The sequence below is a fragment of the Pseudomonas sp. PDM13 genome, assembly GCF_025685765.1.
GTDB lineage: Bacteria > Pseudomonadota > Gammaproteobacteria > Pseudomonadales > Pseudomonadaceae > Metapseudomonas > Metapseudomonas solani.
Window position 1 is genome coordinate 85,542 of sequence record NZ_JAOTQU010000014.1, and the last position, 25,102, is coordinate 110,643.

General features: G+C 64.4%; 27 protein-coding genes and 1 pseudogene. 14 read left to right on the forward strand and 14 right to left on the reverse strand.

Annotation, left to right across the window (positions count from 1 at the left end; all coding sequences use genetic code 11):
* The first annotated feature begins 6 nt into the window (after positions 1-6).
* Entirely contained in the window at positions 7-291 is a 285-nt protein-coding gene (locus OEJ36_RS16060; RefSeq protein WP_263402340.1) for a hypothetical protein, read from the forward strand.
* 126 nt (positions 292-417) lie between these two features.
* Here OEJ36_RS16060 and OEJ36_RS16065 read toward each other — a convergent pair whose 3' ends face one another.
* The gene (locus OEJ36_RS16065; protein WP_263402341.1) at positions 418-861 is read right to left on the reverse strand and encodes an EF-hand domain-containing protein; all 444 of its coding nucleotides are present in this window, start codon (positions 859-861) and stop codon (positions 418-420) included.
* Between the two features lie 125 nt (positions 862-986).
* A complete protein-coding gene (locus OEJ36_RS16070; protein ID WP_317891582.1) occupies positions 987-1,928 on the reverse strand; it encodes a LysR family transcriptional regulator in 942 nt (313 codons plus the stop codon).
* A 98-nt stretch (positions 1,929-2,026) separates the two neighbouring features.
* Between OEJ36_RS16070 and OEJ36_RS16075 the strand changes: the two genes are divergently transcribed.
* Positions 2,027-2,767 carry an SDR family oxidoreductase gene (locus tag OEJ36_RS16075; protein ID WP_263402343.1) on the forward strand — a complete coding sequence of 247 codons (741 nt, stop codon included), beginning with the start codon at positions 2,027-2,029 and terminating at the stop codon, positions 2,765-2,767.
* A gap of 69 nt (positions 2,768-2,836) precedes the next feature.
* On the opposite strand, the gene OEJ36_RS16080 is transcribed toward OEJ36_RS16075, so the two are convergent.
* The 3 genes from OEJ36_RS16080 to OEJ36_RS16090 all read right to left on the reverse strand — a co-directional run bounded on the left by OEJ36_RS16080 (position 2,837) and on the right by OEJ36_RS16090 (position 6,981).
* Positions 2,837-5,386, reverse strand: coding sequence for a TonB-dependent siderophore receptor (locus OEJ36_RS16080; protein WP_263402344.1), 2,550 nt, complete (start codon positions 5,384-5,386; stop codon positions 2,837-2,839).
* 142 nt (positions 5,387-5,528) lie between these two features.
* Positions 5,529-6,467: a FecR domain-containing protein gene (locus OEJ36_RS16085; RefSeq protein ID WP_263402345.1), complete on the reverse strand. Its 939-nt coding sequence runs from the start codon at positions 6,465-6,467 to the stop codon at positions 5,529-5,531.
* 4 nt (positions 6,468-6,471) lie between these two features.
* Positions 6,472-6,981, reverse strand: a complete 510-nt coding sequence (locus tag OEJ36_RS16090; protein ID WP_021220122.1) for a sigma-70 family RNA polymerase sigma factor — start codon at positions 6,979-6,981, stop codon at positions 6,472-6,474.
* Between the two features lie 280 nt (positions 6,982-7,261).
* On the opposite strand from OEJ36_RS16090, the gene OEJ36_RS16095 reads away from it, so the two are divergent.
* From OEJ36_RS16095 to OEJ36_RS16115, 5 genes and pseudogenes are all read left to right on the forward strand, one after another.
* Complete coding sequence (locus OEJ36_RS16095; RefSeq protein WP_263402346.1) at positions 7,262-8,095, forward strand: oxidoreductase; 834 nt, start codon at positions 7,262-7,264, stop codon at positions 8,093-8,095.
* A 27-nt stretch (positions 8,096-8,122) separates the two neighbouring features.
* Entirely contained in the window at positions 8,123-9,067 is a 945-nt protein-coding gene (locus tag OEJ36_RS16100; protein ID WP_263402347.1) for an AraC family transcriptional regulator, read from the forward strand.
* Positions 9,068-9,780: 713 nt separating this feature from the next.
* Positions 9,781-10,137 (forward strand): hypothetical protein, encoded by a 357-nt coding sequence (locus OEJ36_RS16105; RefSeq protein ID WP_263402348.1) that lies wholly within the window; start codon positions 9,781-9,783, stop codon positions 10,135-10,137.
* 112 nt (positions 10,138-10,249) lie between these two features.
* A complete protein-coding gene (locus OEJ36_RS16110) occupies positions 10,250-10,780 on the forward strand; it encodes a D-alanyl-D-alanine carboxypeptidase family protein (RefSeq protein WP_263402349.1) in 531 nt (176 codons plus the stop codon).
* Between the two features lie 27 nt (positions 10,781-10,807).
* Positions 10,808-11,041: pseudogene (locus OEJ36_RS16115) on the forward strand (adenylate kinase); the annotation flags it as partial.
* Between the two features lie 33 nt (positions 11,042-11,074).
* Here the strand turns inward: OEJ36_RS16115 and OEJ36_RS16120 are convergent.
* On the reverse strand, positions 11,075-12,247 hold the full coding sequence (locus tag OEJ36_RS16120) for a GGDEF domain-containing protein (protein ID WP_263402350.1): 1,173 nt from the start codon (positions 12,245-12,247) through the stop codon (positions 11,075-11,077).
* A gap of 219 nt (positions 12,248-12,466) precedes the next feature.
* Between OEJ36_RS16120 and OEJ36_RS16125 the strand changes: the two genes are divergently transcribed.
* A complete protein-coding gene (locus OEJ36_RS16125) occupies positions 12,467-12,754 on the forward strand; it encodes a GNAT family N-acetyltransferase (protein ID WP_263402351.1) in 288 nt (95 codons plus the stop codon).
* 24 nt (positions 12,755-12,778) lie between these two features.
* Here OEJ36_RS16125 and OEJ36_RS16130 read toward each other — a convergent pair whose 3' ends face one another.
* From OEJ36_RS16130 to OEJ36_RS16145, 4 genes are all read right to left on the reverse strand, one after another.
* Positions 12,779-13,321 carry a ProQ/FinO family protein gene (locus OEJ36_RS16130; protein WP_184490122.1) on the reverse strand — a complete coding sequence of 181 codons (543 nt, stop codon included), beginning with the start codon at positions 13,319-13,321 and terminating at the stop codon, positions 12,779-12,781.
* A gap of 220 nt (positions 13,322-13,541) precedes the next feature.
* On the reverse strand, positions 13,542-13,964 hold the full coding sequence (locus OEJ36_RS16135; protein WP_263402352.1) for a hypothetical protein: 423 nt from the start codon (positions 13,962-13,964) through the stop codon (positions 13,542-13,544).
* A gap of 30 nt (positions 13,965-13,994) precedes the next feature.
* Entirely contained in the window at positions 13,995-15,062 is a 1,068-nt protein-coding gene (locus OEJ36_RS16140; RefSeq protein ID WP_263402353.1) for an NAD(P)/FAD-dependent oxidoreductase, read from the reverse strand.
* 174 nt (positions 15,063-15,236) lie between these two features.
* Entirely contained in the window at positions 15,237-18,050 is a 2,814-nt protein-coding gene (locus tag OEJ36_RS16145; protein WP_411861019.1) for a TonB-dependent receptor domain-containing protein, read from the reverse strand.
* 292 nt (positions 18,051-18,342) lie between these two features.
* Between OEJ36_RS16145 and OEJ36_RS16150 the strand changes: the two genes are divergently transcribed.
* From OEJ36_RS16150 to OEJ36_RS16170, 5 genes are all read left to right on the forward strand, one after another.
* Positions 18,343-18,882 carry a sigma-70 family RNA polymerase sigma factor gene (locus OEJ36_RS16150; RefSeq protein WP_263402355.1) on the forward strand — a complete coding sequence of 180 codons (540 nt, stop codon included), beginning with the start codon at positions 18,343-18,345 and terminating at the stop codon, positions 18,880-18,882.
* Positions 18,875-19,828, forward strand: coding sequence for a FecR domain-containing protein (locus OEJ36_RS16155; RefSeq protein WP_263402356.1), 954 nt, complete (start codon positions 18,875-18,877; stop codon positions 19,826-19,828). Before OEJ36_RS16150 ends, OEJ36_RS16155 begins: the two co-directional genes overlap by 8 nt.
* Positions 19,829-19,955: 127 nt before the next feature.
* Positions 19,956-20,279: a hypothetical protein gene (locus OEJ36_RS16160; RefSeq protein ID WP_263402357.1), complete on the forward strand. Its 324-nt coding sequence runs from the start codon at positions 19,956-19,958 to the stop codon at positions 20,277-20,279.
* 120 nt (positions 20,280-20,399) lie between these two features.
* Positions 20,400-20,741, forward strand: coding sequence for a hypothetical protein (locus tag OEJ36_RS16165; RefSeq protein WP_184490126.1), 342 nt, complete (start codon positions 20,400-20,402; stop codon positions 20,739-20,741).
* Between the two features lie 83 nt (positions 20,742-20,824).
* Positions 20,825-21,292 (forward strand): MaoC family dehydratase, encoded by a 468-nt coding sequence (locus OEJ36_RS16170; protein WP_263402358.1) that lies wholly within the window; start codon positions 20,825-20,827, stop codon positions 21,290-21,292.
* Positions 21,293-21,296: 4 nt separating this feature from the next.
* On the opposite strand, the gene OEJ36_RS16175 is transcribed toward OEJ36_RS16170, so the two are convergent.
* The 3 genes from OEJ36_RS16175 to OEJ36_RS16185 form a co-directional block, all read right to left on the reverse strand.
* Positions 21,297-21,719, reverse strand: coding sequence for a hypothetical protein (locus tag OEJ36_RS16175; RefSeq protein WP_263402359.1), 423 nt, complete (start codon positions 21,717-21,719; stop codon positions 21,297-21,299).
* Between the two features lie 68 nt (positions 21,720-21,787).
* Complete coding sequence (locus tag OEJ36_RS16180) at positions 21,788-22,210, reverse strand: GNAT family N-acetyltransferase (protein ID WP_263402360.1); 423 nt, start codon at positions 22,208-22,210, stop codon at positions 21,788-21,790.
* 164 nt (positions 22,211-22,374) lie between these two features.
* Positions 22,375-23,262 carry an AraC family transcriptional regulator gene (locus tag OEJ36_RS16185; RefSeq protein ID WP_263402361.1) on the reverse strand — a complete coding sequence of 296 codons (888 nt, stop codon included), beginning with the start codon at positions 23,260-23,262 and terminating at the stop codon, positions 22,375-22,377.
* A 152-nt stretch (positions 23,263-23,414) separates the two neighbouring features.
* Between OEJ36_RS16185 and OEJ36_RS16190 the strand changes: the two genes are divergently transcribed.
* Positions 23,415-23,906 (forward strand): hypothetical protein, encoded by a 492-nt coding sequence (locus OEJ36_RS16190; protein ID WP_263402362.1) that lies wholly within the window; start codon positions 23,415-23,417, stop codon positions 23,904-23,906.
* On the opposite strand, the gene OEJ36_RS16195 is transcribed toward OEJ36_RS16190, so the two are convergent.
* Entirely contained in the window at positions 23,907-25,079 is a 1,173-nt protein-coding gene (locus OEJ36_RS16195; protein ID WP_263402363.1) for a hydroxymethylglutaryl-CoA reductase, read from the reverse strand.
* Positions 25,080-25,102 lie beyond the last annotated feature (23 nt).

The following is a 25,102-nucleotide window of genomic DNA, read 5'->3' on the forward strand; positions in this document are numbered from 1 at the left end:
CTGCAGATGACCAGGTACGAAGGACAAGCCATCCTCACCTACACGGGAACCCATGGCGAGCTTGCCGGCACCTTCCAGCGCCGAACGCGCATCCTCCTGAAGCGAACGGCACCCGGCGTCTACGACATCACCTGCGGCGCCGACCTCAGGCAGGCCGGCGAGGTGACGGTGACCCTGCCCAACGGCCAAACCTACAAGGGCAAGGTGCTCTGCCAGACGGGCCAGACCGCGACCCTGGTGACCTCGAGCGATGAGCCGGCCTACCGCGGCTTGGGCGGGTTGCTGGGGTGAGGCCCGAACTCATCCGCTGATGCCGATCACCCTTCCACCTGCGGCGTGCAGAACCACGCCGCATCGGAGGCTTATGTCGGCCTGGAGCCTCGGGGCTCACGTCGCTGAAGCCAAGCGTTTGAACCATCAAGGCGTAACGGCTTCACCCCGGAAGCGTTGCAGCTCTTCACGGGTCACCTTGCGGTCACCGTCGCTGTCGGCCAGCAGCATCATGTCGACCGAGGCCTTTACATACTCCTGTTCGGTCACCTTGCCGTCGTGGTTGCCGTCCCAGTACTCCAGGGTCTTCTGTGAAACCGACGCCAGCACCTCGGCGGGCCAGACCATGTCGGGCCCACTCTCGGCAGCAGTGTAGGCGGCGATTTCGTCCACCTTGAGCACGCCGTCGCCATTGCTGTCCATGGCGCGGAAGGTCGTGGGGGCGGCAGCCTGGGCTTCCGCCACGGACAGCGCGCCATCGCCGTCGGTGTCTTCCGAGCGGAAGATCTCATCCACCGAGGCCGCCGCGACATGGGTGGCGGCCAGCGCGAACAGCAGGCCGGCGGAGAACATCCGGGTGAGCGATGGCATATGCAACTCCCTGTAGAAAACGGCGGCGACTCGTGCAGGCGCCCTCCCCGCACGAAGAACAAAGGCTGGGAATCTAGAAGTGGCGGGATAGGGGGTCAATTAGCACATGCGCACTAGCGCACGGCTCACGCGTTGCGAACGATCTCGTCCCAGGCCGTGGGGTTCGGGAACAGCTCCTCGAGAAAGCCGACGAAGGCCTTGACGTTGGGGCTGCCCCGCCGGCTTTCCGGCCACAGCGCGGTGATGGAGGAACGGTCCACCGCGAACTCGGGAAACAGCGGCGTCAACTCGCCACGGGCCACATAGGGCGCCGCCACATAGGTGGGTGAAATGCCGATTCCGCCACCCGCCGCGACCACTGCGGCGACCGCATCGCTGGCGTCGATGACGATGGCCGCATCCGGCACCAGCTCGACCACCTTGCCGTCCACGCTGAAAGGCCAGCGCAATGCCTGGCCCGAGCTCTGGTAGCGGAAGTTCACGCAATCGTGGTTCGCCAGGTCCCTGAGCTCCAGCGGCGTGCCGCGCCTGGCCAGGTAGGCCGGTGAGGCGAAGGCGGCGATGCGATGGGGGCCAAGGGTTTTCGAGATCAGCCGCGAGTCCACCGGGTTGCCCACGCGCACCGCGACGTCGATGCCCTGTTCGATGATGTCGGCATAGGGGTCGCCCAGGCGCAGGTCGATGGCGAGCTTGGGGTAGCGCTGGCGAAACCTGGGGATGGCCGGCGCCAGGATATTCAGGCCTATGGGCGGCGGCGCGGTGACCTTCAGGGTGCCGGAAGGCTCGGCGCGGGAGGCGACGGCAGCCTGGTCGATGTCCTCCACCTCGCGCAGGATGCGCAGCGCCCGCTCGTACAGGTCACGCCCTTCCGGCGTGAGGGTGAGCGAACGGGTGGTGCGGCTGAACAGCTTGAGCCCGAAATGCTGCTCCAGGCGCTGCACGCTTTTGCTGATGGCCGATGGCGACACCGAGAGGTCCCGGGCGGCAGCGGTGTAGCTGCCAAGGGAAGCGGCGCGGGCAAAGGCGATGAGACCGGTGAGGCGGTCCAACCCTATCTGTTCCTTCATGGCATAAGTAAAGCGACAGCTGGCCTTATTATCAATCCTGAGGCCTAGCTTTAGCCTTCTCCCATCGACGCCACCCTGGCGTTCAAGGAGATGAAACCATGACCTCTGTAACCGCCCTCCCCTCCAACCTGCACGGTCGCACCGTGGTGATCTTCGGGGGCACGTCCGGTATCGGCCTGGCCACCGCCATCCAGGCCAAGGCCGCTGGCGCACAGGTGACCGTGATCGGCTCCGATGCCGCCCGCGCCGAACGGGCCGCCCGCGACAACGGCCTGGACGCCTGGCGCGCCGCCGACGTGACCGACAGCGACGCCATCCATGCCGCCCTGGCGGATATTCCGAACGTGGACCACCTGGTGCTGCTGGCCGGCACCTACGTGGTGGGCAAGGTGATGGATGCGGAGGTCGACCATCTCCACCGGGCATTCGACGAGCGCATGTGGGCCTCGGTGCACGCCATACGCGCCCTGGGCGAGCGCATGGCGAAGGACGGTTCGATCACCTTCATCTCCGGGATGCTGTCCGAGCGTCCCAACGCCCACGGCACCGCAGTGCTGGCGGCCGCATCCGCCGCCATGGAAGCCCTGGCACGGGGCCTCGCCCTGGAGCTGGCGCCGATCCGGGTCAACACCCTGTCCCCCGGCCCCATCGACACGCCCATCTTCAGCAAGGCACTGGGCGACGGCCGCGATGCCTTCGTCGCGGCACTGGAGCAGACGCTGCCGCTGCATCGCCTGGGCACCGCTGCCGAAGCCGGCGCGGCCACCCTGTTCCTGATGAGCAACGGCTTCATGAACGGTGCGACGCTGAATATCGATGGGGGTGCGAGGCTGGTTTGACGGTTGGATCCGCCAGATCCGGGAGGGGAGCGGCCAGGCTGACGCCTGGCGCGCCCCCGGTAGGCACCCTCAGTCGAAGGTGCCGCGCAGGGTCAGGGTGAAGTTGCGGGGTTCGCCGTAGTAGTTGCCATATTCCGAGGTGCCGACACTGGCGTAGTAGCGGCGGTCGAAGAGGTTGTTGCCATTGGCCGCCACCGTCCAGTTGTCGTCGACCTTGTACTCGACCATGGCGTCGTACACCGCGTAGCCGGACTGGCTGAAGTCGTAGGCGCGGCTGTCGATGACGTTGCCGCCGGAGTCGAAGCGATAAGCGCTGCCACTGACATAGGTCGGGCTTTGCGTGGTCACGCCACCCCCGATGCGCCAGGCGGAAAAATCTCCTGGCAGGGTGTAGGTGGTCCAGAGCTTGAACAGGTGCTTGGGCGTGACGGTGCTGTAGAGGGTTTCCTCGGTGTCGTTGTGCAACTGGTTGTAGGTGTAGCCGGCGAGGACTTCCAGGCCCGGGGCGATTTCGCCGGTGGCTTCCAGGTCGATGCCCTTGCTGGTCACCTTGTCCTGGGCGAGGAAGCAGCATGAGGCGCTGTAGCTGAACGCCGGGTTGGGATATCTCGGGTCGGTCGCGGCCTGGTGCTGGCGCTTGGTGTAGAACAGCGCCGCGCTGAGGTTCAGCTTGCCCTCGAACAGTTCTCCCTTGATGCCGGTTTCGTAGGTCTTGCCGGTCATGGGTTCGATGGAGACCATGGCAATTCGGGGGCCTTGGAGCTTCTGAGCCTGGGGCTTGAACACTTCCGAGTAGCTGGCGTAGGTCGACCACTGATCGTCCAGCGCATAGATCAGGCCACCGAACGGCGTCAGGGTGGTGGGCTCACGATCGCCCACCCTGTCCTGCAGTGCCCAGGTCCCCGTGCCGTCGGAGTTACGCATGCTGTAGGCCTGCTCGAACTTGTAGCGCTGGGCGCGCACGCCGGCCACCAGTTTCAGTGGGTCGGTCAGCTGCAGGCGCAGGGTCGAATAGACGCCGTACTGCTCGCGAGTGTTGGGCGAGTAGTCCCGCCAGAAATTGTGGTTCGAGTCTTCCGTGGGCAGCGGCGTGGCAGAGGGGTTCCACAGGTCGATCAGCCCGCCCTTGCCGGTCTTGCCCAGGGCACTGCGCCACTGGCTGGTGACCTTCTGGTAGTCGGCGCCGACCAGCAGTTCGTGCTGGCGACCGAAGGCGTCGAAGTGGCCCGAGAGGTTCAGGTCGAACACCGACTGCTTGCTCCAGCTATCGACGTAGCTGCCCCACCAGTAGGGGCCGTTATTGGTGGTTTCGTCCACCGAGCCGTAAGGGATCACGCCTTCGGTGGTGGAGCCGTTATAGGAGTACGTGTAGGAGGTATTGAGCTTCCAGTTGTCGTCGAAGTAGTGGTCGAGCTTGGCGAACCACTCGCGGGTATAGCTATCGCCCCAGGCACTGTTGGTGGTGTACCAGGTGTGCCGGGGCAGGTGCAGGTCGCCGCCCGTGCTGTAGCGTGGCAGGCCGTCGCCGGTGCCGTTCTCCTTGACCTTGTCGTAGCTGCCACCGACCGTCACCAGGGTGTCGTCGCTGACATCGAACTCCAGCACCCCATAGAGCAGCGGCCGCTCGGTGCTGCGGTTGTCCATGAAGTACTGGCGGTCGGTGTAAGCCGCCACCATGCGCCCCCGCAGCCGGCCGTCGAAGGCCAGCGGGCCGGTCAGGTCGACTTCGCTGCGGTAGTTGTCCCAGGAGCCGGCCGAGGTCTCCAGCTTGAGCTGGTACTGGCCCAGCGGGCGCTTGCGTACCAGGTTGACGATGCCGCCGGGGTCGCCGGTACCGCCCAGCAGGCCACTGGCGCCACGCAGGATCTCGACATGGTCGTACATGGCCATGTCGTACTGGCGGTTGCTGTAGAAGGTGCCGATGCCCGAGCCGATGTCCATCGGCGCGGCACCGTCGATTTGCAGGTTATCGATGGGGAAGCCACGGGAATAGAACTGCTGGGTGTTGTAGCTGCCGTTGCGCAGGGTGATGCCGGGCGTGTACTTCATGGCATCGGGCAGCGTGGTCATCTTCTTGTCGTCGATCATCTTGCGGGAGATCACCGATACGCTTTGCGGGGTCTCCTTCAAGCTCACCGGGGTTTTGGACCCAACGCTGATCAACCCGGTGGTGTAGGAGCCCGAGTTCTCCGTCATCTCGCCCATGCCCTGCCCCATGATCAGGGTCTGGCTCAATTCCAAGGCGCTTTCGCTGCTGGCGGAAGGCTGCAATGTGTAGCTACCGGCCTGGCGCTCGACGGCCTGCAGGCCACTGCCCGCAAGCAGTTGCGAGAGCGCGGCAGTTGCGGCGAAGCGGCCCTGCACACCGGGCGATTGCCTGCCCTGGGTGGCGCCCGGCTCGTAGGAGACGGTGGCCCCGGCGGCTTCAGAGAAGGCGGCGATGGCGTCTTCCAGCGGGCCGGCGGGAATGTCGAAGGTGATTTCGGCCTGCTGTGCTTCCTGGGCCCAGGCGGCGGGCGCGACGAAGGCCGCCAGCGGTGCGGCAAGCAAGGCGCCGCTGAGTGCGAGGGGAATGGCGTGGAACCGGGTTCGGCGGAACTGCGGGTGGGTGCCTGACATGTCGGTGCTCTTCTCCAATGGCAGATTACGGCGTCTCTTCTGCGCCTCTACTGTCCTTGTCGAACGAGAATCAGAATCACCAATACCTGGCGGAATTATTTTTCAAAGGAGGCTGCCGCGCCTCAGCGGTTGCTCTCGATGCTCAGCGCTTTTCGACCCGGGCCCACCAGCGGGTAAGGCGCCGAGTACGAACCGGCAGGGTGCCGCTGAGGTTGTCGAGCACCGTGTCGACCTCATGCAGCTGGAACACCCCGGAGATGCGCAGGGCGGCGGCCTTGTCGTCGCAGCCCAGGTAGCCGCTGTGGTAGCGCGAAAGCTCGGCGATGAAGTCGTCCAGCCGCCAGTCACTGACTTGCAGCTGCCCGCGCATCCAGGCATCCGCGCCCTTGTGCAGCGCACCGGGCTCGCCGGCCGCCTCACGGGTGAAGCTCAGCTGTTGCCCGGCCTCCACCCGCACGGCGTGGGCAGGCGCCTGTTGCGGGCGTACCTCCACCGCATGCTGCAGCACGCCGACGCGGGCACCGGCCTCGTCGCTGCGCACCAGAAAGCGCGTGCCAAGCGCGCGAACGCTGCCGAAGGGCGTGTGCACAACGAAGGGGCGGGAGAGGCCGTCCTGGGCGGTCTGGACCCAGATCTCGCCTTCCCGCAGGTCGAGCTGGCGCAGTTGGGCGTCGTACTTCACGTCGACGGCGGTGCGGGTGTTGAGGACCAGGCGAGTGCCGTCCGGCAGGGCCAGTTCCAGGGTCTCGCCAGTGCCGGTACGCTGGTCGGCCAAGGCGTTGCGCGCCGGGGTATGGCGCAGGCCCAGTGCCGCCGTACCGCCGGCCGCGAGCAGCACCGAGAGCACCTTGAGCACCGCGCGGCGCTTGAGACGGGAGCTCTTCAGGGTCGGCCGGGCGATATCCGCCGTCACCCGGCCGAGCGTCGCCTGCAGGCGCTCCACCCGCGCCCAGGCCTGGGCATGGCGCGGGTCGCTGGCCAGCCAGCGGCGGTGGGCGTCGCGCGCGGCGTCGCCCTGTTCGCTGAGGGTCACGTACCACTCCGCAGCGGCTTCGAGGGTCTTCAGGTCGAGGCTGGACATCGGCTCAGTCGTCCAGCAGAACGAGGCAGTGGGTGATCGCCCGCACGAAGTGCTTGCGCACGGTGTTGGCGGACAGGCCCAGCTGCTTGCCGATGTCCACGAAGCTGAGGCCATCGAGCTGGGCCATGAGGAAGATGTCCCGCGTACGCGCGCCCATGCCATCGAGCAGCGCGTCGATCTCCATCAGGGTTTCGATGATGATGCAGCGCGTCTGCGGCGAGATTTCCACCGGCTCGGGCAAGGCCGCCAGCGTCTCCAGGTAGGCCTGCTCCAGAGTGCGGCGACGGTAGAGGTCGATCACCAGGCTGCGGGCGACGGTGGTCAGGTAGGCCCGGGGCTGGCGGACTTCGAGCAGCTTGCGCTGGGTGATGACGCGCACGAAGGTGTCCTGCGCCAGGTCCGCCGCCTGCTCGCGACAGCCAAGCTTCTTGCGCAGCCACTGGTGCAGCCAGCCATGGTGCTCGGCATAAAGCTCATGCAGGGCGCGGCGCTGGAAATCGGCGGTATCGTCCATGGCTGGCACATTCAATTGATAATGATTGTCAATTCTATGCTTGCTTGAAAGCCGCCGTAAATCCCGCGCTTCCGTTCAGCGGTCTTGGTGGGGATCGCGGTTTTCACAGGGCGATGAATCCGCTTCCCGCCTCCCCTGCCCTCGTTGCCTGCTGCCGGCCCCAGGATTGCCCGCCGGCCAAGCTGATAGAAACAGGCAATACTAAGATCCGATCTGGCATCGCCCATCCTCCCCCCTCGCCCTAGCATGGTCGCACCTCGTATCGACCGGAGTGCCAACCATGAATGCAGCAAAAACCCTGTTCATCACCGGCGTCAGCAGCGGCTTCGGCCAGGCCTTGGCCAGGGAAGCGCTTGTCCAGGGCCATCGCGTGATCGGCACCGTTCGCAGCGAATCCGCGCTGGCGACCTTTGAGGCGCTCAGCCCCGGGCGTGCCCGCGGCGTGGTGCTGGACGTTACCGACTTCGAGGCCATTGACGCCGTGGTCGCCGCCGTCGAGGAACGGCACGGCCCGGTGGATGTGCTGGTGAACAATGCGGGCTACGGCCATGAGGGGATTCTGGAGGAGTCGCCGCTGGAAGAAATGCGCCGCCAGTTCGATGTGAACGTGTTCGGCGCGGTGGCGGTCACCAAGGCCTTCGTGCCGTACTTCCGCCAGCGCCGGGCGGGGCACATCCTCAATATCACCTCCATGGGCGGCCATATCACCCTGCCGGGCATCGCCTACTACTGCGGCAGCAAGTTCGCGCTGGAGGGCATCTCCGACACCCTGAGCAAGGAGCTCGCCCCCTTCGGCATCTTCGTCACCGCCGTGGCGCCGGGCTCGTTCCGCACCGATTGGGCGGGCCGCTCCATGCAGCGCACGCCACGCAGCATCAGTGACTACGACGCGAGCTTCGATCCGGTGCGCAAGGCCCGCGTGGACAAGAGCGGCCATCAGTTGGGGGACCCGCAAAAGGCCGCTCGCGCCATGCTGACCATCATCGCCAGCCCCACACCGCCGGCCCACCTGCTGCTGGGCAGCGACGCCCTGGCATTGGTGCGTGACAAGCTGCAGCGCACGGCGGAGAGTATTGAGCAATGGGAGGCGCTCAGCCGTTCTACCGACGGTTGAGCAACAAGGTGGAGAACGGTGCGGTCGATGGCTAAAAAACCCGAGGACCCGAACACGGCGCGCATGGTGCAACTGATGGGCCGGCTGGCGCCGCAGGAAGGCTACAACCTGAGCGCGCTGGACGACGTGCGCTTCCTGCGCTCCAACCGTCCACTGACGCGCACGCCGGTGCTGTACGAGCCGGGCATCGTCATCCTCTGCCAGGGACGGAAACGCGGCTACCTGGGTGATGAAGTCTATGTCTACGACGCCCAGCACTACCTGGTGGTGTCTGTACCGGTGCCCTTCACCATGGAGACCGACGCCAGCGAGGCGGAACCCATGCTGGCGGTGTACCTGCGCCTGGACTTCACCCTGGCCGGCGAGCTGATCCAGCAGGTGGATGCATTACGGGGCTTCACTGCGGCGCAGCCAATGGGCATGTACGCCTCGCCCATGGACGAGCCGCTGCGCCGCTCGACCCTGCGTTTCCTGGAGGTGATGGACGACCCCAGCGACGCGCAGATCCTCGGCCCGGCGATGCTGCGCGAGCTCTACTACCGCATCCTCACCGGCGAACAGGGCGGCACCCTGCGCGCGGCCATCGCCCAGCAGGGCCAGTTCGGCAAGGTGACGCGGGCCATCCACAAGATCCACAGCTGCTACCACGAACACCTGGATGTGGAAGCCCTGGCCCGGGAAGCGCAGATGAGCGTGCCCAACTTCCACCTGCACTTTCGCAAGGTGACCGACACCTCGCCCATGCAATACCTCAAGTCGACACGCCTGCACCAAGCGCGCCTGCTGATGCTGCGCAACGACCTGACGGCCGCCAATTCGGCCTTCCTGGTGGGCTATGAAAGCGCCTCGCAATTCAGCCGCGACTTCAAGCGCCTGTTCGGTCGCACGCCGCTGGCGGAAGTGGCGTGGATGAAACAGGCCTATGCGCTGCCGGCACCGGCGAGCCCGTCGCCTTTTGTGTCGTCGCATTGAGTTTCGAGCTATTCGGACATCCCGGAACAACAGGCCCCAAACCGTGTAGGCCTGTCGGTTTGGCATCTAGAGCCACGCCTCCTTCTGGCTAAAGACAACGTGGGGAGAAGGACTCAGAAACGCTTAAGCCAAGTGGACTGTATGAAGGTAATTTCTGTAGCGTGCGCGAGCCTTTAGCGGGCTAAATCAATCCGGCCCCATAAGCAAGCAAACTTGCCCATGCACGCCTGAGAAGGCCTATCAATGCACGCGGAAAAGCCAATGTTAGAAAATGAAGAACTCATCAACAATCTCTTGTCGCTTAGCTATCGTGAACTAGCCAAGGTCATGCACGAAGTAGCCTCGAAAAATAGAGTTCGTGAGAATTATCAAGGTGGGGATTTCTATGAGTACTCTCTAGTCCTAGCGGAGGTTTCTTGGGGGCGTAATGACGGGATTAACGACCCTGAGCCAACGATAACTTTCATTGGCAAAGAACATCCCCGTGTAAGCCATGTCAACTGGGAAGGACGCTACTACCAAGGGGGGAAATGCAGGTACTGCAACTCTCTAATTTCATGTGCTGCCAAGGTAGCGATTTGCCCGGTTTGTGACTCGACTGTTGAGTGCACCTAGTCATCGCCCCGCTAAGGGTTGGCTCACTTGCCAACAGGCCTCTCGGAGGTAGTTTATGCGGACGAATCAAACAAGCATTAGGCATCACGACCATGTCTGTGAGCTACACCCTTTGGAATGCCACTAAGCGAGAGCGCATCTCGTTCATGCACATCAACGCAAGCACGGCTCGAGAGATTGCTGGTCAACCCGCTGCGGCTGCGATTGTGGCCTGGTATTTGATTCAGAACCCTGGTGACGAGATATCCATTCTTCCCGAGGGGACTCTTCCGCCTTCACTGGCCAGCCATGGGGTCGATCCATATAGCCTGCCTGATTGCACGAACCACTATGTCGAACAGCTAATTGCCGAGGGAATTCTCAAGGACAACGGACTGCTGTATTGCGATGAAGACGAACCGGCATCCGTGTATATCCGCGACCTTCAAAACAGGTGGGTGGAAAGCGATACTTGATCGAGTCGACTATTGATCCAAATGGTCATCCGCTCTGACCAAACATAGCGACCCAATCCATAGCACCAAGCACCGTATCAACCGATGCCACGCCCTCCTCACAGGCCATCATATGCACTATTCCTCTACCGCCCTGGCCATGCTCGACAGGCTGGGAATCCCCGTCGAGCTGATTGTTGCCAAAGGCCTGCTGGAGTTCACCGAGGCGACCGTTCTGGAAGTGGCCAAAGTCGATGCGAATGGCAGGGAACATCAGCTAACCCCATCCGCCGCACAAGCCTGGGCAAGGCTCAAATCCAGCGCCAGCACAGATGGAGTCGACCTGCATATCGTCTCGGCCTTCAGAAGCGTGGCGCGGCAGGTGTCGATCATCGAGCGAAAGCTCAAGGCCGGGCTGAGCCTCGAGCAGATCCTGGCCGTATCGGCACCACCATTTTTCAGTGAGCACCATACGGGGTTGGCGGTGGATATCGGCACGCCGGGTTGCCCGGCACTGGAAGCCGAATTCGAAAACACACCGGCATTCGCGTGGTTGGAAAAACACGCAGCGGCGTTCGGCTTCCAGTTGTCGTACCCACGAGCCAATCCGAACGGGTTCGACTATGAGCCCTGGCATTGGCGGTTCACGCCCAGCTCGGTCTGAGCAGCCATAACCTAATAAGATCCGTGAAAGGAACGCCTTGGCGAGCGGGTCGCCCCCGACGGCGATATGCACGGCATACACGTGGCCTTTCGCGAGTGGGCTTCGCAATACGACAACCCGGAGTTCGACGGGCGCAACCGGGCCTGGCACTAGGCGTGGCTGGCCGGGCAAACGGCACCGATCCTGAGGGTCGACGGCGATAGCAGCGCTGAGGCGATGACGGCGAAGGTCATTCACGCCCTATCGCAGGTGTCGCGCTAGCGGAGGCAGCCCGGCTGCCGAAACCGGGTACGTCTAGAAACCTATCGAACGCCCCGCCCATTCGACCCGATTACGCCCCGAGGCCTTGCCCTGGTACAGGGCCTTGTCCGCCTGCTGCATGACCCCGTCGAGGGCTTGCGAGTGGGTGAAGCCTTCCGAAACACCGATGGTGGCCGTGCAGCGGATCGGCGCTTGCTGATCGGTGCCGGGCACCTCGCTGCTCTCGATGGCCGCGCGGGTGCGCTCCGCCAGTTGCAGGGCACCCGCCCTGTCGGTGTCCAGAGTGATGATCACGAACTCCTCCCCGCCCAGCCTGCAGATCAGGTCGCCCTGGCGGGCGGTGGCCTTGAGGACGTCGGCTACCCGGCACAGGACGAGATCGCCCATCTTGTGGCCATGGCTATCGTTGATGTTCTTGAAGTGATCGATGTCCACGATCAGCAGGTAAGCAGGCCCGGCGCTGCGGGAACGGAAGTGCGCGTCCAGGCCCTCCATCAGCCCCCGGCGATTGAGCAAGCGGGTGAGCGGGTCATGGGCGGCCATGCTGCGCAGTTCATCGGTGAGGCGGCGCAGCACCAGCCACACGGCGCATGGCGGCAGCACGGTCGCCAGGAACGACATGTAGATGTAGAAGACCTTCTGGAAGTCGGTGTTCATATCCAGCGCCGCCATGCCCCCGCTGAGGATCATGCCGAGCTTCACGGCGTTGAGGCCGCAGATGCCGGCGACCAGCACGGCGAATACGGCCATCTCGACGCGCAGGTCCCGGGCAATGGTCTTTCCCGTATAGAGCAACGTCCCCGTCATGCCCAGGAAGAGCAACGCACAGGCCCCGGCCAGCAGTGCATGGCGCGCCTCGCCCCCTAGCGTCCACTGCACCAGCACCTGCGCCGCCGTGTAGGTGCCGGCGAGGATCAGCAACGGGCGCACCACGGGCGTCGGGCGATCGAAAAAGCGCAAGGCGCCCAGCACATAGGCCACAGGGGCGCACAGCGTCAGCGAGTGATTGACCACACTCACCAGCCCCCAGCCCGCGGGGCCATCCACCAACTGCAGGATGTAGGCGAGCCCAAGCAGGAAATTGCCTAGGGCGAAGACTTCCATGCCCATCTTCTTGCTGTTCAGCCGTGTGCTGATCAGCAGGAACATCACGCAAAAACACAGCAGGTGCACGCAGAGCATGCCGAGGATGACGGTAGCGACCATGTAGTTGCACAACGAGTGGAGTGGCAAGGGAAGCCAGGGGGTGGAGGAATGACGGAAGCGTATTTGCCAAGGGCTGAGGAACGCTTCCAACGCTTTCGGCATGGCCATTTAATATCGCAAAGCCCGGCCAATCGCCTCAAGTTATTCCGATGAAAGTGCCAGGGCCTTGCTTCGCTGTCGCGCCGCATCCTGGCATGGCCAATCTACTCGGCCCTTGTGATGGCCCTGCTTCTCGAGCCCGAAGTGAAGTGCGCCCTGCTCCGCTCGGCCCGGGGGCAAGGCCTGGCCAGCGAGGCCATTCCGGCGCTGCTGGCTTATGGGCACGCCAGGCACGGGCTCGACCGAATCATCGCCACGGTGGCGCCGGAGAACCTGCCCTCGCAGCGCGTGCTGCTGAAGGCCGGCATGCGGCAGGTGGAGCAGCACCGGGATGAAAGCGGCGCGCTCGACCATCTCTATGCGTGGTTGGCGCCGGGCACTGGAGCTGCCACTGGCCAGAAGCCGTAGCAGGTTCGTGCCCGGCCGGTGCCGTCAGCTTTCGGGCTGTTGCGCCTCGGCAACGACGACGGGCTCTTTAGGGCTCTCTTTGGCGCCCTCTTTACGCTTCGCCTGCTTGCGTCGCGCTTGCCCACGCTGGCGCGCAGCCTGCTGCTTGGCGTGCAGCGCCTGCCCGGCCGTCACCGTGCCAACGGCTTGGCCGTTGAGGTCCAGACGGGGCGCGTTCTCCACCATGCTTGCCCAGTAGCGACTGCTCGTGCACCAGGCGGCAACGCCCAGCTTGAGTTGTTCGAGGCTCAGCCCCAGCAGCGCCAGGTGTTGCTCGGCGTCCTTGAGGATGCCTTCCTTGAGCGGCACCTTGGGGGCGGGGTTGACCGGGAAGGCCAGGGGGAAGTGCTTCTGCAACCGCCAGATCGCTTCCACCGCAGGGTCCTGCTCACGCGGCTTGGCCTGCTGGGGCGCGGCGTCTCGCTTGCGCTGTTTCGGGCGTTCAGGGCGCTCGGGGCGCTCACCCTGTGCCTGTTGCTTTTCAGCCCGCAGGCGGTCCCGTAGCTCAGCTAATTGCTCAAAACCCATCGTTCAAATCACCGCTTCATGGTTGTTTCGTGGCGCAAGATTATCCCATGCGGTCGCCTGTAGGCGATGGGGCAGCGCGGTAAGCGTCAATTCCAGACGAACTGACGGTGAATGGGACACAGGCCGTGCACGCCCCAAAGCCGTTCAGCACGGTACGCAACTGCCCCCTGTTGCCCGCCCTGGACCCGAAAACAGAACGCCGCAGGCGTTATGTGGCTGCTCAATTGAATCGACCAAGATAGGTGACTGTCGCAGTGCTTTCAGGCGCACGCACGACGGGTTTGACCTGGGCAGACGTAGCGCGTCGGTCAGCCCAGATCGCGTCTGCATTAGCCATGACGACGATGAAATGGGTGAACCCTGTTGATTCGGCGCTGACCCGTGCGGCGTCATGGGGCGCTCGAATCTGCGTGACGACATCCGCCGCGCTGCCCAGAAGCTCAACAAAATCCGAATCCATGTAGAACTCGAGTTCCTCGGCCAGCCGCCAGGTGGGATTCCGATCCTCCCAGGCGGAATACTCGGCGTCGGTTGCACTGTTGGGAGGTTCCGGTTCCCACTGCTCGAAGGCGTAGCACTCAGCCTCGGCGTCAGAGGTAAAGGTGGCTCCGAACAGGTGGAACGGAGGGTAATCGTCTTGCATTTCTGGGCCTCGCAACAGGACTTACCACGCTTACAGGAATCGATCTGGCCGGCATGGATCAAGAGCACCCTGGATCGTCCCATCCATGATTTCCTCGCTGGCAAGACGCCCCACTATCGCCGCCAAGGTCACGCCAGGATGCATTGCACACACATAGACGCCGCGCACCTTGGGTAGATAGCCGATGACGGGGGCACCATCGACAGGCATGGGCCTCAGCCCGACACAGGCCAATTCCGGCTCTACGGAAACAGCGCCATGGAGTTCGCGCTGGATCGCCCTGGCAGTTCGAAGCGCTATCGCGTCCGGCTGATTTTCCAGCGCGTCATCCAGGTAATCCTCTGCCGCCAGCAACGCCCCGCCCGTGGTTTGCCTCACTTCCATTTCGGGGCTGGAGATGAGGGTGCGCACAAGGTTGGGCTGGGCCTTGTAACGGATGAAGATGGCCGGTGAGGCCTCGATCGGAAGCGGTACCTCAAGCATCTCAGTCAGGGTGGTGATGGCGGTCCCGGCGGCCACTACGACAGTATCGGCCTCGAGGATGCCTATCGCCGTTCTGACGCCGATGATTCTTGCACGCTGGACCTCAAAGCCGAGAACCGGCATCTGGGTGAGAATTTCCGCGCCATGCGCCCTGGCACCGGCGATTAGCACATGTGCAGCGTCCACTGCATCCAGCGCGCCCTCTTCTGCCGCATATGAAGCGGACTCGGGAGGGTTCTTGAGATTGGGTTCAAGCTCGAGAATCTGTGATCGGGACACCTGGCTCGTCGAGAACGGGCGCTCTGCAACCGGCAGCGCTCCACTCTGCACTCCGCTGTAGGACAAGGCGCCTGTCCAGCGGATATTCAAGCCAGGCAGCTGGGTTTCGAGTTGGCGGTACGCCTCGATTGCCGCGCCGCGCAGTTCTGCAATGGGGTCAGGCCCGGTGTATGAAGTATTGATCCAGGCGAATGAGCGGCCCGTCACTCCCGACGCTATACCTTCAGCCTCGACCACAGTGACCTTCGCCCCCTTGACCGCCAGGTGATAGGCCAGTGACGCACCCACGATGCCTGCACCAATCACGACGATTCGCTTGCCCTGCGTTCCTTCCATATCAACCTCCGTTCCGTCGAGGTGCCGATGGTACGACAGCGGGGTGATTCCATGACATGAGTCCCTGATCCTTCAGGCCGCCTGCTGAGTTTTCTCTGGCCGATAGCGGCCCCTCACCGGTGCCCGCTTCAGGCCAGAAGCGGGCACCGGGCACAGCCAGGCAGAAGCCCCCACTCAGAATCGCGTTTGCAGCCCCACCCGCCAGGTGCGCCCCGGCGCCGGCATGAAGCTTTGCGCGAGCGGGTCGAGGTAGTAACGGTCGGTGAGGTTCTGCACCGAGACATTCATCTCGGTGTGTTCCAGCAGCTGGTACTTGAGGAACAGGTCGAGGAGCGTCACCGAGCGGTAGTCGATCTGCGGGGTGGTGGCGCCGGTCTGCCAGGGCTTGTCCATCTGCGCGGTGGGGCCGGAGCTGTAGGTCATGCGCCCGCCCACGGTCAGGGCCTCGTCGAAGAAGCGCAGCCCGGCGAGCAGGTTGGCCGAGTAGCGCGGCGGGTTCTGGGTGTTGGTGTACGAGCCCATGTAGCTGCCCGGCGTGCAGTCAGGCGTGTCCTGCGTGGGCTGGTACTGGTTGGCGGAGGCGCGCAGCTTGGAGGCGAAGGCCGCGTCGCAGGTTTCGGTCTTCAGGTAGTAGGTGGCCGAGAGGTCGGCGAACACGCGCCCGGCGTCGTAGTGCGATTGAAGCTCCAGGCCCCGGGTGCTGTAGCTGTCGGTGTTGCTGAAGGTCATCTGCCCCCACAGGCCCGGGCTCGGGTCGTAGTAACGGGTGATGTAGTTGCGGATGTCGTTGTCGAAGTACGCCAGCTTGGCCGAGGCCGAGTCGCCGCCCACCAGCAGGTCGCTGCGCAACGCGCTGACGCCGACTTCCCAGCTGCGCGAGCGCTCAGGCTTGAGGTGCTTGCCAGGCGTCACCTGCTGGGTGCCCTGGCTGGTTTCAAACAGCGACGGCAGGCGCAGGCCCTGGGTGTAGGAGGCGTAGACGAAGGTGTCGGGCAGGAACTCGACATTGATGCCGAAGGCCGGCGAGAAACCACCGCCGCTGCTGCCGCGCTGCGGGGTGTAGTCGTAACCGGTGACCACGTTGCTGACGCCTTCCGGGTGCACGGTCACGTTGGTGGCGCCGGATTCGTTGAACGGCACGCCATTGAACGGCTCGTTGCTGTTGCCGAAGACGATGCCGTTGTTCAACCGCGGGTCGGTGGCGTCGGTGTACTGCCCGTTTTCGTCCGGGAACCACATCATGCTGCCCCAGCTCGTGGGGCTGCTTACGGTGATCCAGCGCATCTGCCGGTCCTGCCGCCGGGCCTCGGCCAGCAGGGTGTTGTCCTTGGTGCGGTAGTGGCTGTAGCGGCCGCCACCCCAAAGCGTGACCTCCTCGATGGGCTGGTACTCCAGCTTGCCGTTGAAGCTGAACTCCTGGCGCGACGCATCCCGCAGGCCACGGTTGGCGTTGATGTCGTGCTGGGTGGTGACCACGCTCTTCTGCGGTTGCAGGTCTTCGAGCTGGAAGCCGCCGCCCAGGTCGAGGGTGAAATCGCCGTGACGGGTGGCGAAGCGCGAGATGTTGTTGAGGTCGCCGCCGACGCGCCGGTTGTCCTGGCGGGCCCAGCTGCGGTCGGTGCGGAACAGCTGGGATTTCGGCGCCATCCAGGCTGCGCTCAGGGTGCTGGTCTTCGAGTCGGTCATCCACAGGTTGCCGGTGAGGTCCACCAGCGGGTTGCCCTCGGGCAGGTAGTGGTAGCGCGCGGTGTAGCCGTCGATCTTCACTTCGCTGGTGGGGTACTGATAGATGCCGGCGGTGCCGTAGCGGAAGATGTCCGACGGCATGATCTCGCCCATGTTGCCGTCGAAGCGCCGGTAGCCCAGGTCCAGGGTGTGCTCGTCGGCCAGGCGCCAGGTGGTCTTGAACAGGTAGGAATCCGTCTCCGCCGAGGAGTTGAGCACCTCCTCGCCCGGTTCGTAGGTGTTGGCCACGCTGGCCTGCTCATCACCCCAGCGGTCGTAGAGGCGATAGCGTTCCTGCCCGTGCTTGCCCGAGAAGTAGTTGCCCTGGTTGCGGTGGGCATAGGCGGCGACCAGATCGAAACGCTCATGGCTGTAGGCGAAGGCGGCGCTGCCGGATTCGGCCGCCGAACCGAACAGGCTGGCTCGGTCGTCACGCGGCACGGTGCTCAGCTCCTCGTCCTTCGAATGGCGGCTGCGGTGGGCGGGCTCGACGCCGTTGTTCCACAGGTTGCCGGTGAAGCGCACACCGATGTCCTTGCCATCCACCAGGATGTCGTCCACGCCGAGGGTGGTCATCTCCACCGCACCGCCGATGGCCCCCGAGCGCAGGCTGGGGCCCTTGTTCACGGTCACGCTGCTGAGCAGGTCCGGGTCGATGTAGCTGCGCTGCTGGGTGCCGCCGTAGCCCCGGTAGACATCCAGCGCCTGCTCCGAGCCATCGACTCGCACCGCGACCCGGCTCTGCCCCTGGATGCCACGGATGTTCACGTCCAGCGCGCCGCCGTTGCGGCTGTCACCCACCTGCACGCCAGCCACGCCCTTGAGCGTGTCACCCACCGACACCGTGCCGAAGCGGTCCATGTCCTCCCGCGAGAGGCGCACCGAGGAACGGGGGGCGCGATAGGTGTCCTGCTCATCCAGGCGGGTAGCGCCGACCATTGTAGGCGTCAGCTCCAGCGCGGCCTTCGGTTCCGTGCCCTGGGGCACGAGCACATAGGTGCCAGGGGAGCTCGGCAGCAGCTGCAAGCCGGAGCCCCGCAGCAGGCGCTGGGCGCCTTCGAGCACGGTGTAGCGCCCCTTGAGCGAGGGCGCGGTATGGCCGCGCGTCAGCTCCGCGTCGTAGGACAGCAGCAGGCCGGACTGGCTGGCAAAGCGGCCGAGCACCGTGCCCAGCGGCCCCTGGGTGATGTCGTAGTCACGGGGTGTGGCATCGTCCAGCCGCGTGGCGGTGGTCGCCGTGGTGCCGGCGGCGTGGGCACTCATGGGCACACCGCTCGCCAGCAGGCAGCCGATCATGGCGCAGCCCACAGCCAGGGCGACCGGGGACAGGCGTTGCGGGGGGCGCGGAACAGGGGAAAGCCGGTGTACTGCGGGCATGCTTCTCTCGCTCGTAGGGTGTGTGCCCGGCACTCGATGCGGGCTCTCACTCCCTCTGTCGCACGAGATCAAAAAAGGTATATGCGGAATATTCGTATTTTCATTTGGGCTTGTGGCGTAAAAGATTTTAGTGATAATTGTTTTCATTTGCGACAACCGCCTGCCGATTCAGCTCACCATGAACCCCCTCGACGCCCCGCCCCTGCTCACCGACCGCTGTGCCCTCACGACGCTCTATGTCGAGAACCACGCCTGGCTGCGCACCTGGCTGACGTACCGGCTCAGGTCCTGGGGACGCGGCGTGGCCGACGACCTGGCCCAGGACGTATTCCTGCGCGTGCTGGTCAACCGGGAGGCGAACCAACCCGAAGCCATCCGCCAGCCCAGGGCCTACCTCACCCGTATCGCCAATTGCGTGCTGGTCAGCTGGCGGCGGCGCAATTCGCTGGAGCAGGCCTGGATCGAAGCGCTGCTACTGCTGCCCGAGCCAGAGCACCCGTCGCCCGAGCAGCAGAGCGTCATCCTCGAAACCCTGCATGAGATCGACGCCCTCCTCGACGCCCTGCGCCCACGGGTACGGCAGGCCTTCCTCATGGCGACCCTGGACGGCATGAGGCAGAAGGACATCGCCCAGGCCCTCGGTATCGCCCTGCCCACCGTGAAGAAGTACATCCATGAGGGCTACGTGGCCTGCCTGAGCCAGATGCCCGATGCATGACGTCAGCGCCAATGGCGAACCCATCGCCCAGGCCGTGCTCGCCCAGGCCGCCTCCTGGCTGCTGCTGATGCAGGAAGGGCCGCTGAGCCCTGCGCAACAGGCTGAACTGGAACGCTGGCGGCACCTCGCCCCGGAACACGAACGGGCCTGGAAGCGCGCACAAAGCCTGCTCGCCCGCCTCGGCACCCTGCCGCCGGCACTGGCCAGGCAAACCCTCGACCGCCCGGCCGCCAGCCGCCGCACCGTCCTGCGCGGGTTGCTCGTGCTCATGGGGGCCGCGCCACTGGGTTGGTGGGTATGGCAGCGCAGCAGCGCGGGCATCGACTACCTCACCGCCCTGGGCGAACGCCGGGACCTGGTGCTGGAAGATGGCACCCAGGTTTCGCTCAACAGCGACACCGCCCTGGCCGTGCGCTTCACTGCTGAACAGCGCCTGCTGCACCTGCGCCACGGCGAGCTCTACATCGCCACGGCGGCGGACCGGCATGCCCCTCCTCGCCCGCTACGGGTGCAGAGCGAACACGGCCTCATGCAGGCACTGGGCACCCGCTTCAGCGTGCGCCAGTTGCCGCAGGAAACCCTGCTCGCCGTCTACGAAGGCGCCGTACGGGTGCAGCTCGCCGGCGCCCCGCAGGAACAAACCATCCGCGCCGGGCAGCAGGTACGCTTCGGCCGCGACCGGTTCGGCCCCCTCGAAGCGTCCCGCGACACCTCACTCGCCTGGCGCAACGGCCTGCTGGTGGCGGACGACATGCCCCTGCAGCAGTGGACTCAGGAACTGATGCGCTACAGCGCCCAAAGCCTCACCTGCGACCCTGCCCTGGCGAACCTGCGCGTCTCCGGCACCTTCCCCCTCGACGACCTGCCATTGGCGCTGGCGATGTTGGCGCAGAGTCACGGGTTGCGGGTTCAGGCGGGGGCGAATGGGGTGGTTATTGGGCGATGAATTGAGTGGGAAGCCTGACGCCGAGGAACGCCAGCGAAGGCTCCCATCTTCCTGATGACATCGTGCTATCTGCTCAGCTATTTTCCGCAAGCTCAGCTCTGGAACCAGTCAAGGGAATGCACTGCAGATGAATGCAACAACCAGCAAGCCTCACGTCACGCTCAAAGCACTCGCGCTGATCTCCATAGCACTGCTGCTGATATCCGGATTCCTCGCGATCTTCTATACCCAGCCCGAATCAATCGGAAAGCCAGCCTTCTACACCATGCTACTGCTGGTGATTGTCCAAGGCCCGCTGGCCGGCGTCTTTTCGTACGCGCTTAAAGGCTCGATCGTAAGAGCGATCTTTGCCTGTTTGTTCTCGTGGGCGGTACCGCTCTTAGGGCTGGTGTTGTTGGCGACCTACCATCGCCAAGCGTCAGAGGCATCGGCAGCAAACGGGCTTGCTTAAAACGCCTCAGGAAGCGCAGTTCGAGCAGCAGTGACTCCAGCATTCAGGTGTTTTCATCAGCACTTCAGCACCTGGGCCCATGCAGCACTTAGTTGGAGCACTAACGCACATGCAGGCATCGTGTACTCAACGCAGGGTCAAGCAGAAGTGAGCATACCTACCAATGTGCCTGAGCCCGTCAAGCTGAATGCTCTTGCAGCAGTGCAGCAGCACCCCTTGTATCAGGAGGCCAGCGCTTGGACATACTGCGAAAGCGATGTTTTCTACGCAGCAAAGAGCTTTGTCAAAAAGGTCCCTATCCCACTTCCACTGGCGGATACCGAGTCTGTCCTGATGGTTATCTACTGGACCTCAGCTCGAAAGCCAGAACCGCTTTCTGGCTTTGGGAAAACCTATAGCTTCGTTCTACACCCAGAAACCCTGGCCATTCTTTTTTCTAGCGTTGATACATGGCGTTCATGAAAAAGCGGAATCGAGAACAATCTCAAGAGAGCTGGACTTCAATGCAGCGGGTAAAGCGATTTCACCTTTAAGAGGTTATGACGATGACGATAGACGCAGCGAACAGGCCCGAACCGCTCTACCTGGACGATCTGGCAGTGGGCGACCAATTCACCAGCGGCACCCACGCGCTGGATGCCGAGCAGATCGTCCAGTTCGCCTCGCAGTTCGACCCGCAGCCGTTCCACCTGGATGCCGAGGCGGCGCAAGGCAGCTTCTTCCAGGGCCTGGCTGCGAGCGGCTGGCACACCACAGCCCTGACCATGCGTCTCATCGTCAAGAGCATGCACTTCGCCAAGGGCGTGATCGGTGCCGGTGCGGAGGTTTCCTGGCCTCAGCCCACCCGCCCCGGTGACGTGCTCAAGGTCACCAGCACGATCATCGAGATCATCCCTTCCCGCTCCAAGGCAGACCGGGGCATCGTCATCCTCGAGTGCATCACCTCGAATCAGGACCAGCAGGTGCTGCAACGCATGGTCACCAAGGTGCTGTGCTTCAGGAAGGAAGGCTGAGCCGCTAGAAGAGCTTCTCGTAGGTCAGCTCGCCCGGCGCCTTCCTCAGTTCACTCTCCCCCACGTAGAACCTGTTGCCGTTGTCGCAGACGACCGAAACCACCACCACCGTGGGCGGGGTGCTTTTCGCGCTCTTGGGTTCGACGGTGATGATGCGATTGCAGTCGGGCGACAGCGCCACATGGGCAACGGCCTTGCGCTCCATCACCTTGATGCGCTCTATGCCTTCCTTCCCCCACAGCGCATAGAGTTCGGGCTGATCAGCCTCGGAGTAGTCGAGGTAGGTGCTTTCAGCGACGGGGGCCGGAGTCGCCGCGAGAGCCAACCCGGCGGTGCCCATGCCGCTGGCCAGCAATACGGCGGCCAGAAGCCGAAAGGCGCTCGAGCGCAGCACCTCGTTAAGTAGATTGATCATCGGAACGTGCATCGGGACACCTTTCTCTAGCTGAAGGGCGTGAATGTAACTCGGCTTGAGGGGCTCTTTCGAGCTACCGATCAAGCCCCCTCCCCTGGTCGCCTATACGCCATCCCTACCGAGCGCGGCGCGGTATGCACGAAGCCGAACTGCGCGTACAGGTCCTGTGCCTGGCCATCCGCAATAAGGCTGACGTAGCCGCTTTCCGGAACATTGGCTTCGATGTACTTGAGGATCTCGCCCATGATGCGTTTGCCCAGGCCCTTGCCTTGGTGCGCCTTGAGCACGGCGATGTCCACGACCTGAAAGAAGCACCCGCCGTCGCCGATCACCCGCCCCATTGCCACAGGTTGCGACTGGTGGAGAATCTGCACGGCGAATAGCGTATTGGGCAGCCCCCGCACCGCGGCTTCATCGGTTTTGCCGCTGAGGCCGGAGCCCATGCGCAGAGCTTGGTAGACCTGGACGGATGGCGTCTCCAGCAGGCAGGAATAATCAGTCAATCGAGTCACCCTGGTTGAATTCGAGGTAGGGCTAGTAAGCCAGATGGCCGCCGGCCATGGATAGAAACTCCTCATCGAATGGCTGGCAAACCTTTCGCCCTCGAGTGGGCCGGCACGATGAAGAGGCTGCCCATTGGCATCGCTGATGCGCAGCTGCCGAGCGACTAGATGCCCTTCCCCTCCGCCACACCCCGCGCATTCAGGTCATCCCGCGGCGAGCGGCCGAAGAAGGCTTTGTAGGCGCGGCTGAAGGCGGCTTCGGATTCGTAGCCGATGGCGAAACCGATTTCGCCGATGCGGCTGTCGTGCCGGGCCAGCATGGTTTTCGCCAGGGTCAGCCGCCATTCGTTCTGGTAGCGCAAGGGCGAGCGCCCCACCAGCACACTGAAGCGCTCACAAAAGCTGGAGCGCGACATGCCGGCCAGCTCGGCGAGGGCGTCGATGCGCCATTGCTTCCCGGGCTGCTCGTGAATGGCCCGCAGCACCCGTGCGATGCGCGCATCGGCGAGGCCGCCCAGCCAGCCGGAGGCGGCGCCCTGCTGCACCCAGGTGCGCAGGATGCGGATGACGGTGAGGTCGATCAGGCGCGAGATCATCAAGGCGCCGCCGGGCTGGACGTCATGGGCTTCCAGCAGCATGAAGTGCATCAACCCCTCGGACCAGGCCGCTGCGTCCATCTGGCGGATGTGGATCAGCCACGGCAGGGCGAAGAGCATGGCCTGGAAGCTGCCGGCGTCGAACCAGAAGCGGCAGATGATCACGGTCGCAGGCCCGTCGATTGCGGTGATGCTCAACCCCGACGGGTCATGAGGCAGCAGGAGGATGTCGCCCTGCTCCACCGTCACCGCCGGCTGGCTGGTGCAACGGATGTGCAGGCGCCCCTGCTGCAGCACGCAGATATGGGCGCTGTTGCTGTCCAGTAGCAGGCGTTCCCCACTGCCCGGCGCGGCGGAATAGACGCGGTCGCCGGTCAGGCGGATCTGCGCCAGCACCTGGGAGAGCAGGTCCCCGGTGGCGAGGCCCTCCAGCTGCATTTCCGGAAGAATGGTCAAGTTTTCCAGTGAATCCGTCATGTCGGGCCGGCCGCGCGTTGAATAACCTGGGGCCTGAATCATAGCGCCCCGGCGGCGCCCTGCAGAAGCAACCCTGCACAGGGGCTGGCGGCAGTGGCTATGCCGATCGTCCAACCACAAGGAAACAGCGAATGTTCGGAATCTCCCCCCTCGGCTGGCTGCACACCCTGGGCAGCCTGCCGGCCATTCCACTGGCGCTCTACATGTTCGCGCGGCATGGCCGAATCGTGCCGCGCTCCGGGGCGGGCCTGGCCTACTTCGTCTCGATGCTGCTGGGTGCAGGCACGGTGTTCCTGGTTGCGCGGCAACCGGTGAGCAATGTCATCGCGGTGGTCACCCTGGTGCTGCTGGTCGCCGGCTACGGGGTTGGGCGGATAGGCGCACTGGGCCGCACGCGGGTGTACCTGGAAACCATCCTGCTGAGCCTGACGGCGTTCCTGCTGATGCTGCCCACCGTCACCGAGGTGCTGCGCCGCGTGCCGGATAGCCACCCGCTGGTGACCGACCTGCACGCGCCGCTGCTGGTGGGCGCCCAGGGCAGCCTGCTGCTGGCGCTGGTTCTCGGCGTGACGGCGCAGGTCGTCTGCCTGCGCCGGCAGGGCGCGCGGCCCGGCAACGCCTGATCAGCGATTGCGCCCCAGCGCCTCGTGGCTGCTGACCCAGTCACCGGCCAATATGGCCGAGGTCAGCGACACATCCCCCGCCAGCACCACCGCGGCGATGATCTCCGCCAGCTTGTCCGCCTTGCCGGTGCCGTAGCAGCCCAGCAGCTCCAGGCATTCGCGCTGGGTCGGCAGGCCGGTGCCGCCACCGTGGGTGGCGCAGATGACCGCGGGCAGGGTCACCGACCAGTAGTAGTCGCCGTTGTCCAGCAACTGGCCGTAGGTGATGCCGCCGTGGGATTCGGCGACGTTGGCCGCGTCCTGCCCGGTGGCGATGTACAGCGCCGCCAGGCCGTTGGCCGAGTGCGCGCCGCTGTACGCCGAGCCGGCCTGGAAGGCGCCCACGGCGGCGATCTGCCGGTAGCGGTAGAGGTTGGCGGGGTCGACGCGCAGCAGCTCGTGGGCCACCTCGCGCTTGAGGGTGAACTCGGCGATCACCCGCTTGCCACGGGTCTGGATCATGTTCATCGCCGAGTGCTTCTTGTCGGTGTCGATGGCGCCGGAGAGGATGTAGCGCGGCTGCAGCGGGTGGTTGGCCTTGATCCACTCACAGGCGGCGTAGGTGGCCTTGCTGGTCATGTTCTGCCCGGCGGCATCGCCGGTGGTGTAACAGAAGCGGGTGTAGAGCATGTTGGCCACCGGGTACTGCTCGATCTCGAACAGCTTGCCGCTGCGGGTGGTGGTTTCGCTCGCCGCCTTGATCGCTTCGAACTCGCGCACCAGCCAGACGCCGAACTCACGGGCCTGCAACGCATCCTCGAACATGAACACCGGCGCCCGCTGCATGGAGTGCTTGACCACCGTGGTCTTCACCCCGCCGGAAGCGCTGATGGCGCGCATGCCCCGGCTGTAGCTGGCCAGCAGGGTGCCCTCGGTGGTGGCCATGGGCACGTAGAAGTCGCCACGCGCGTGCTCGCCCTCGATGCGCAGCGGGCCGGCCAGCCCCAGGGGCATCTGCACCACGCCGATGAAGTTCTCGATATTGCCCTGGGTGACGGCCGGGTCGATGGCGTACTGGCCCACCACGTCCAGCACGGCGCCGGTCTGCGCCTTGATGAAGTCGCGGCGCACGCCGGCCTGCTCGTTGGAGTAATCGTTCTCGGGGTTGCGGGGAATCGGGGCGCCTCTGGACATCGTGCTCTCCTGATGGTCGGGCG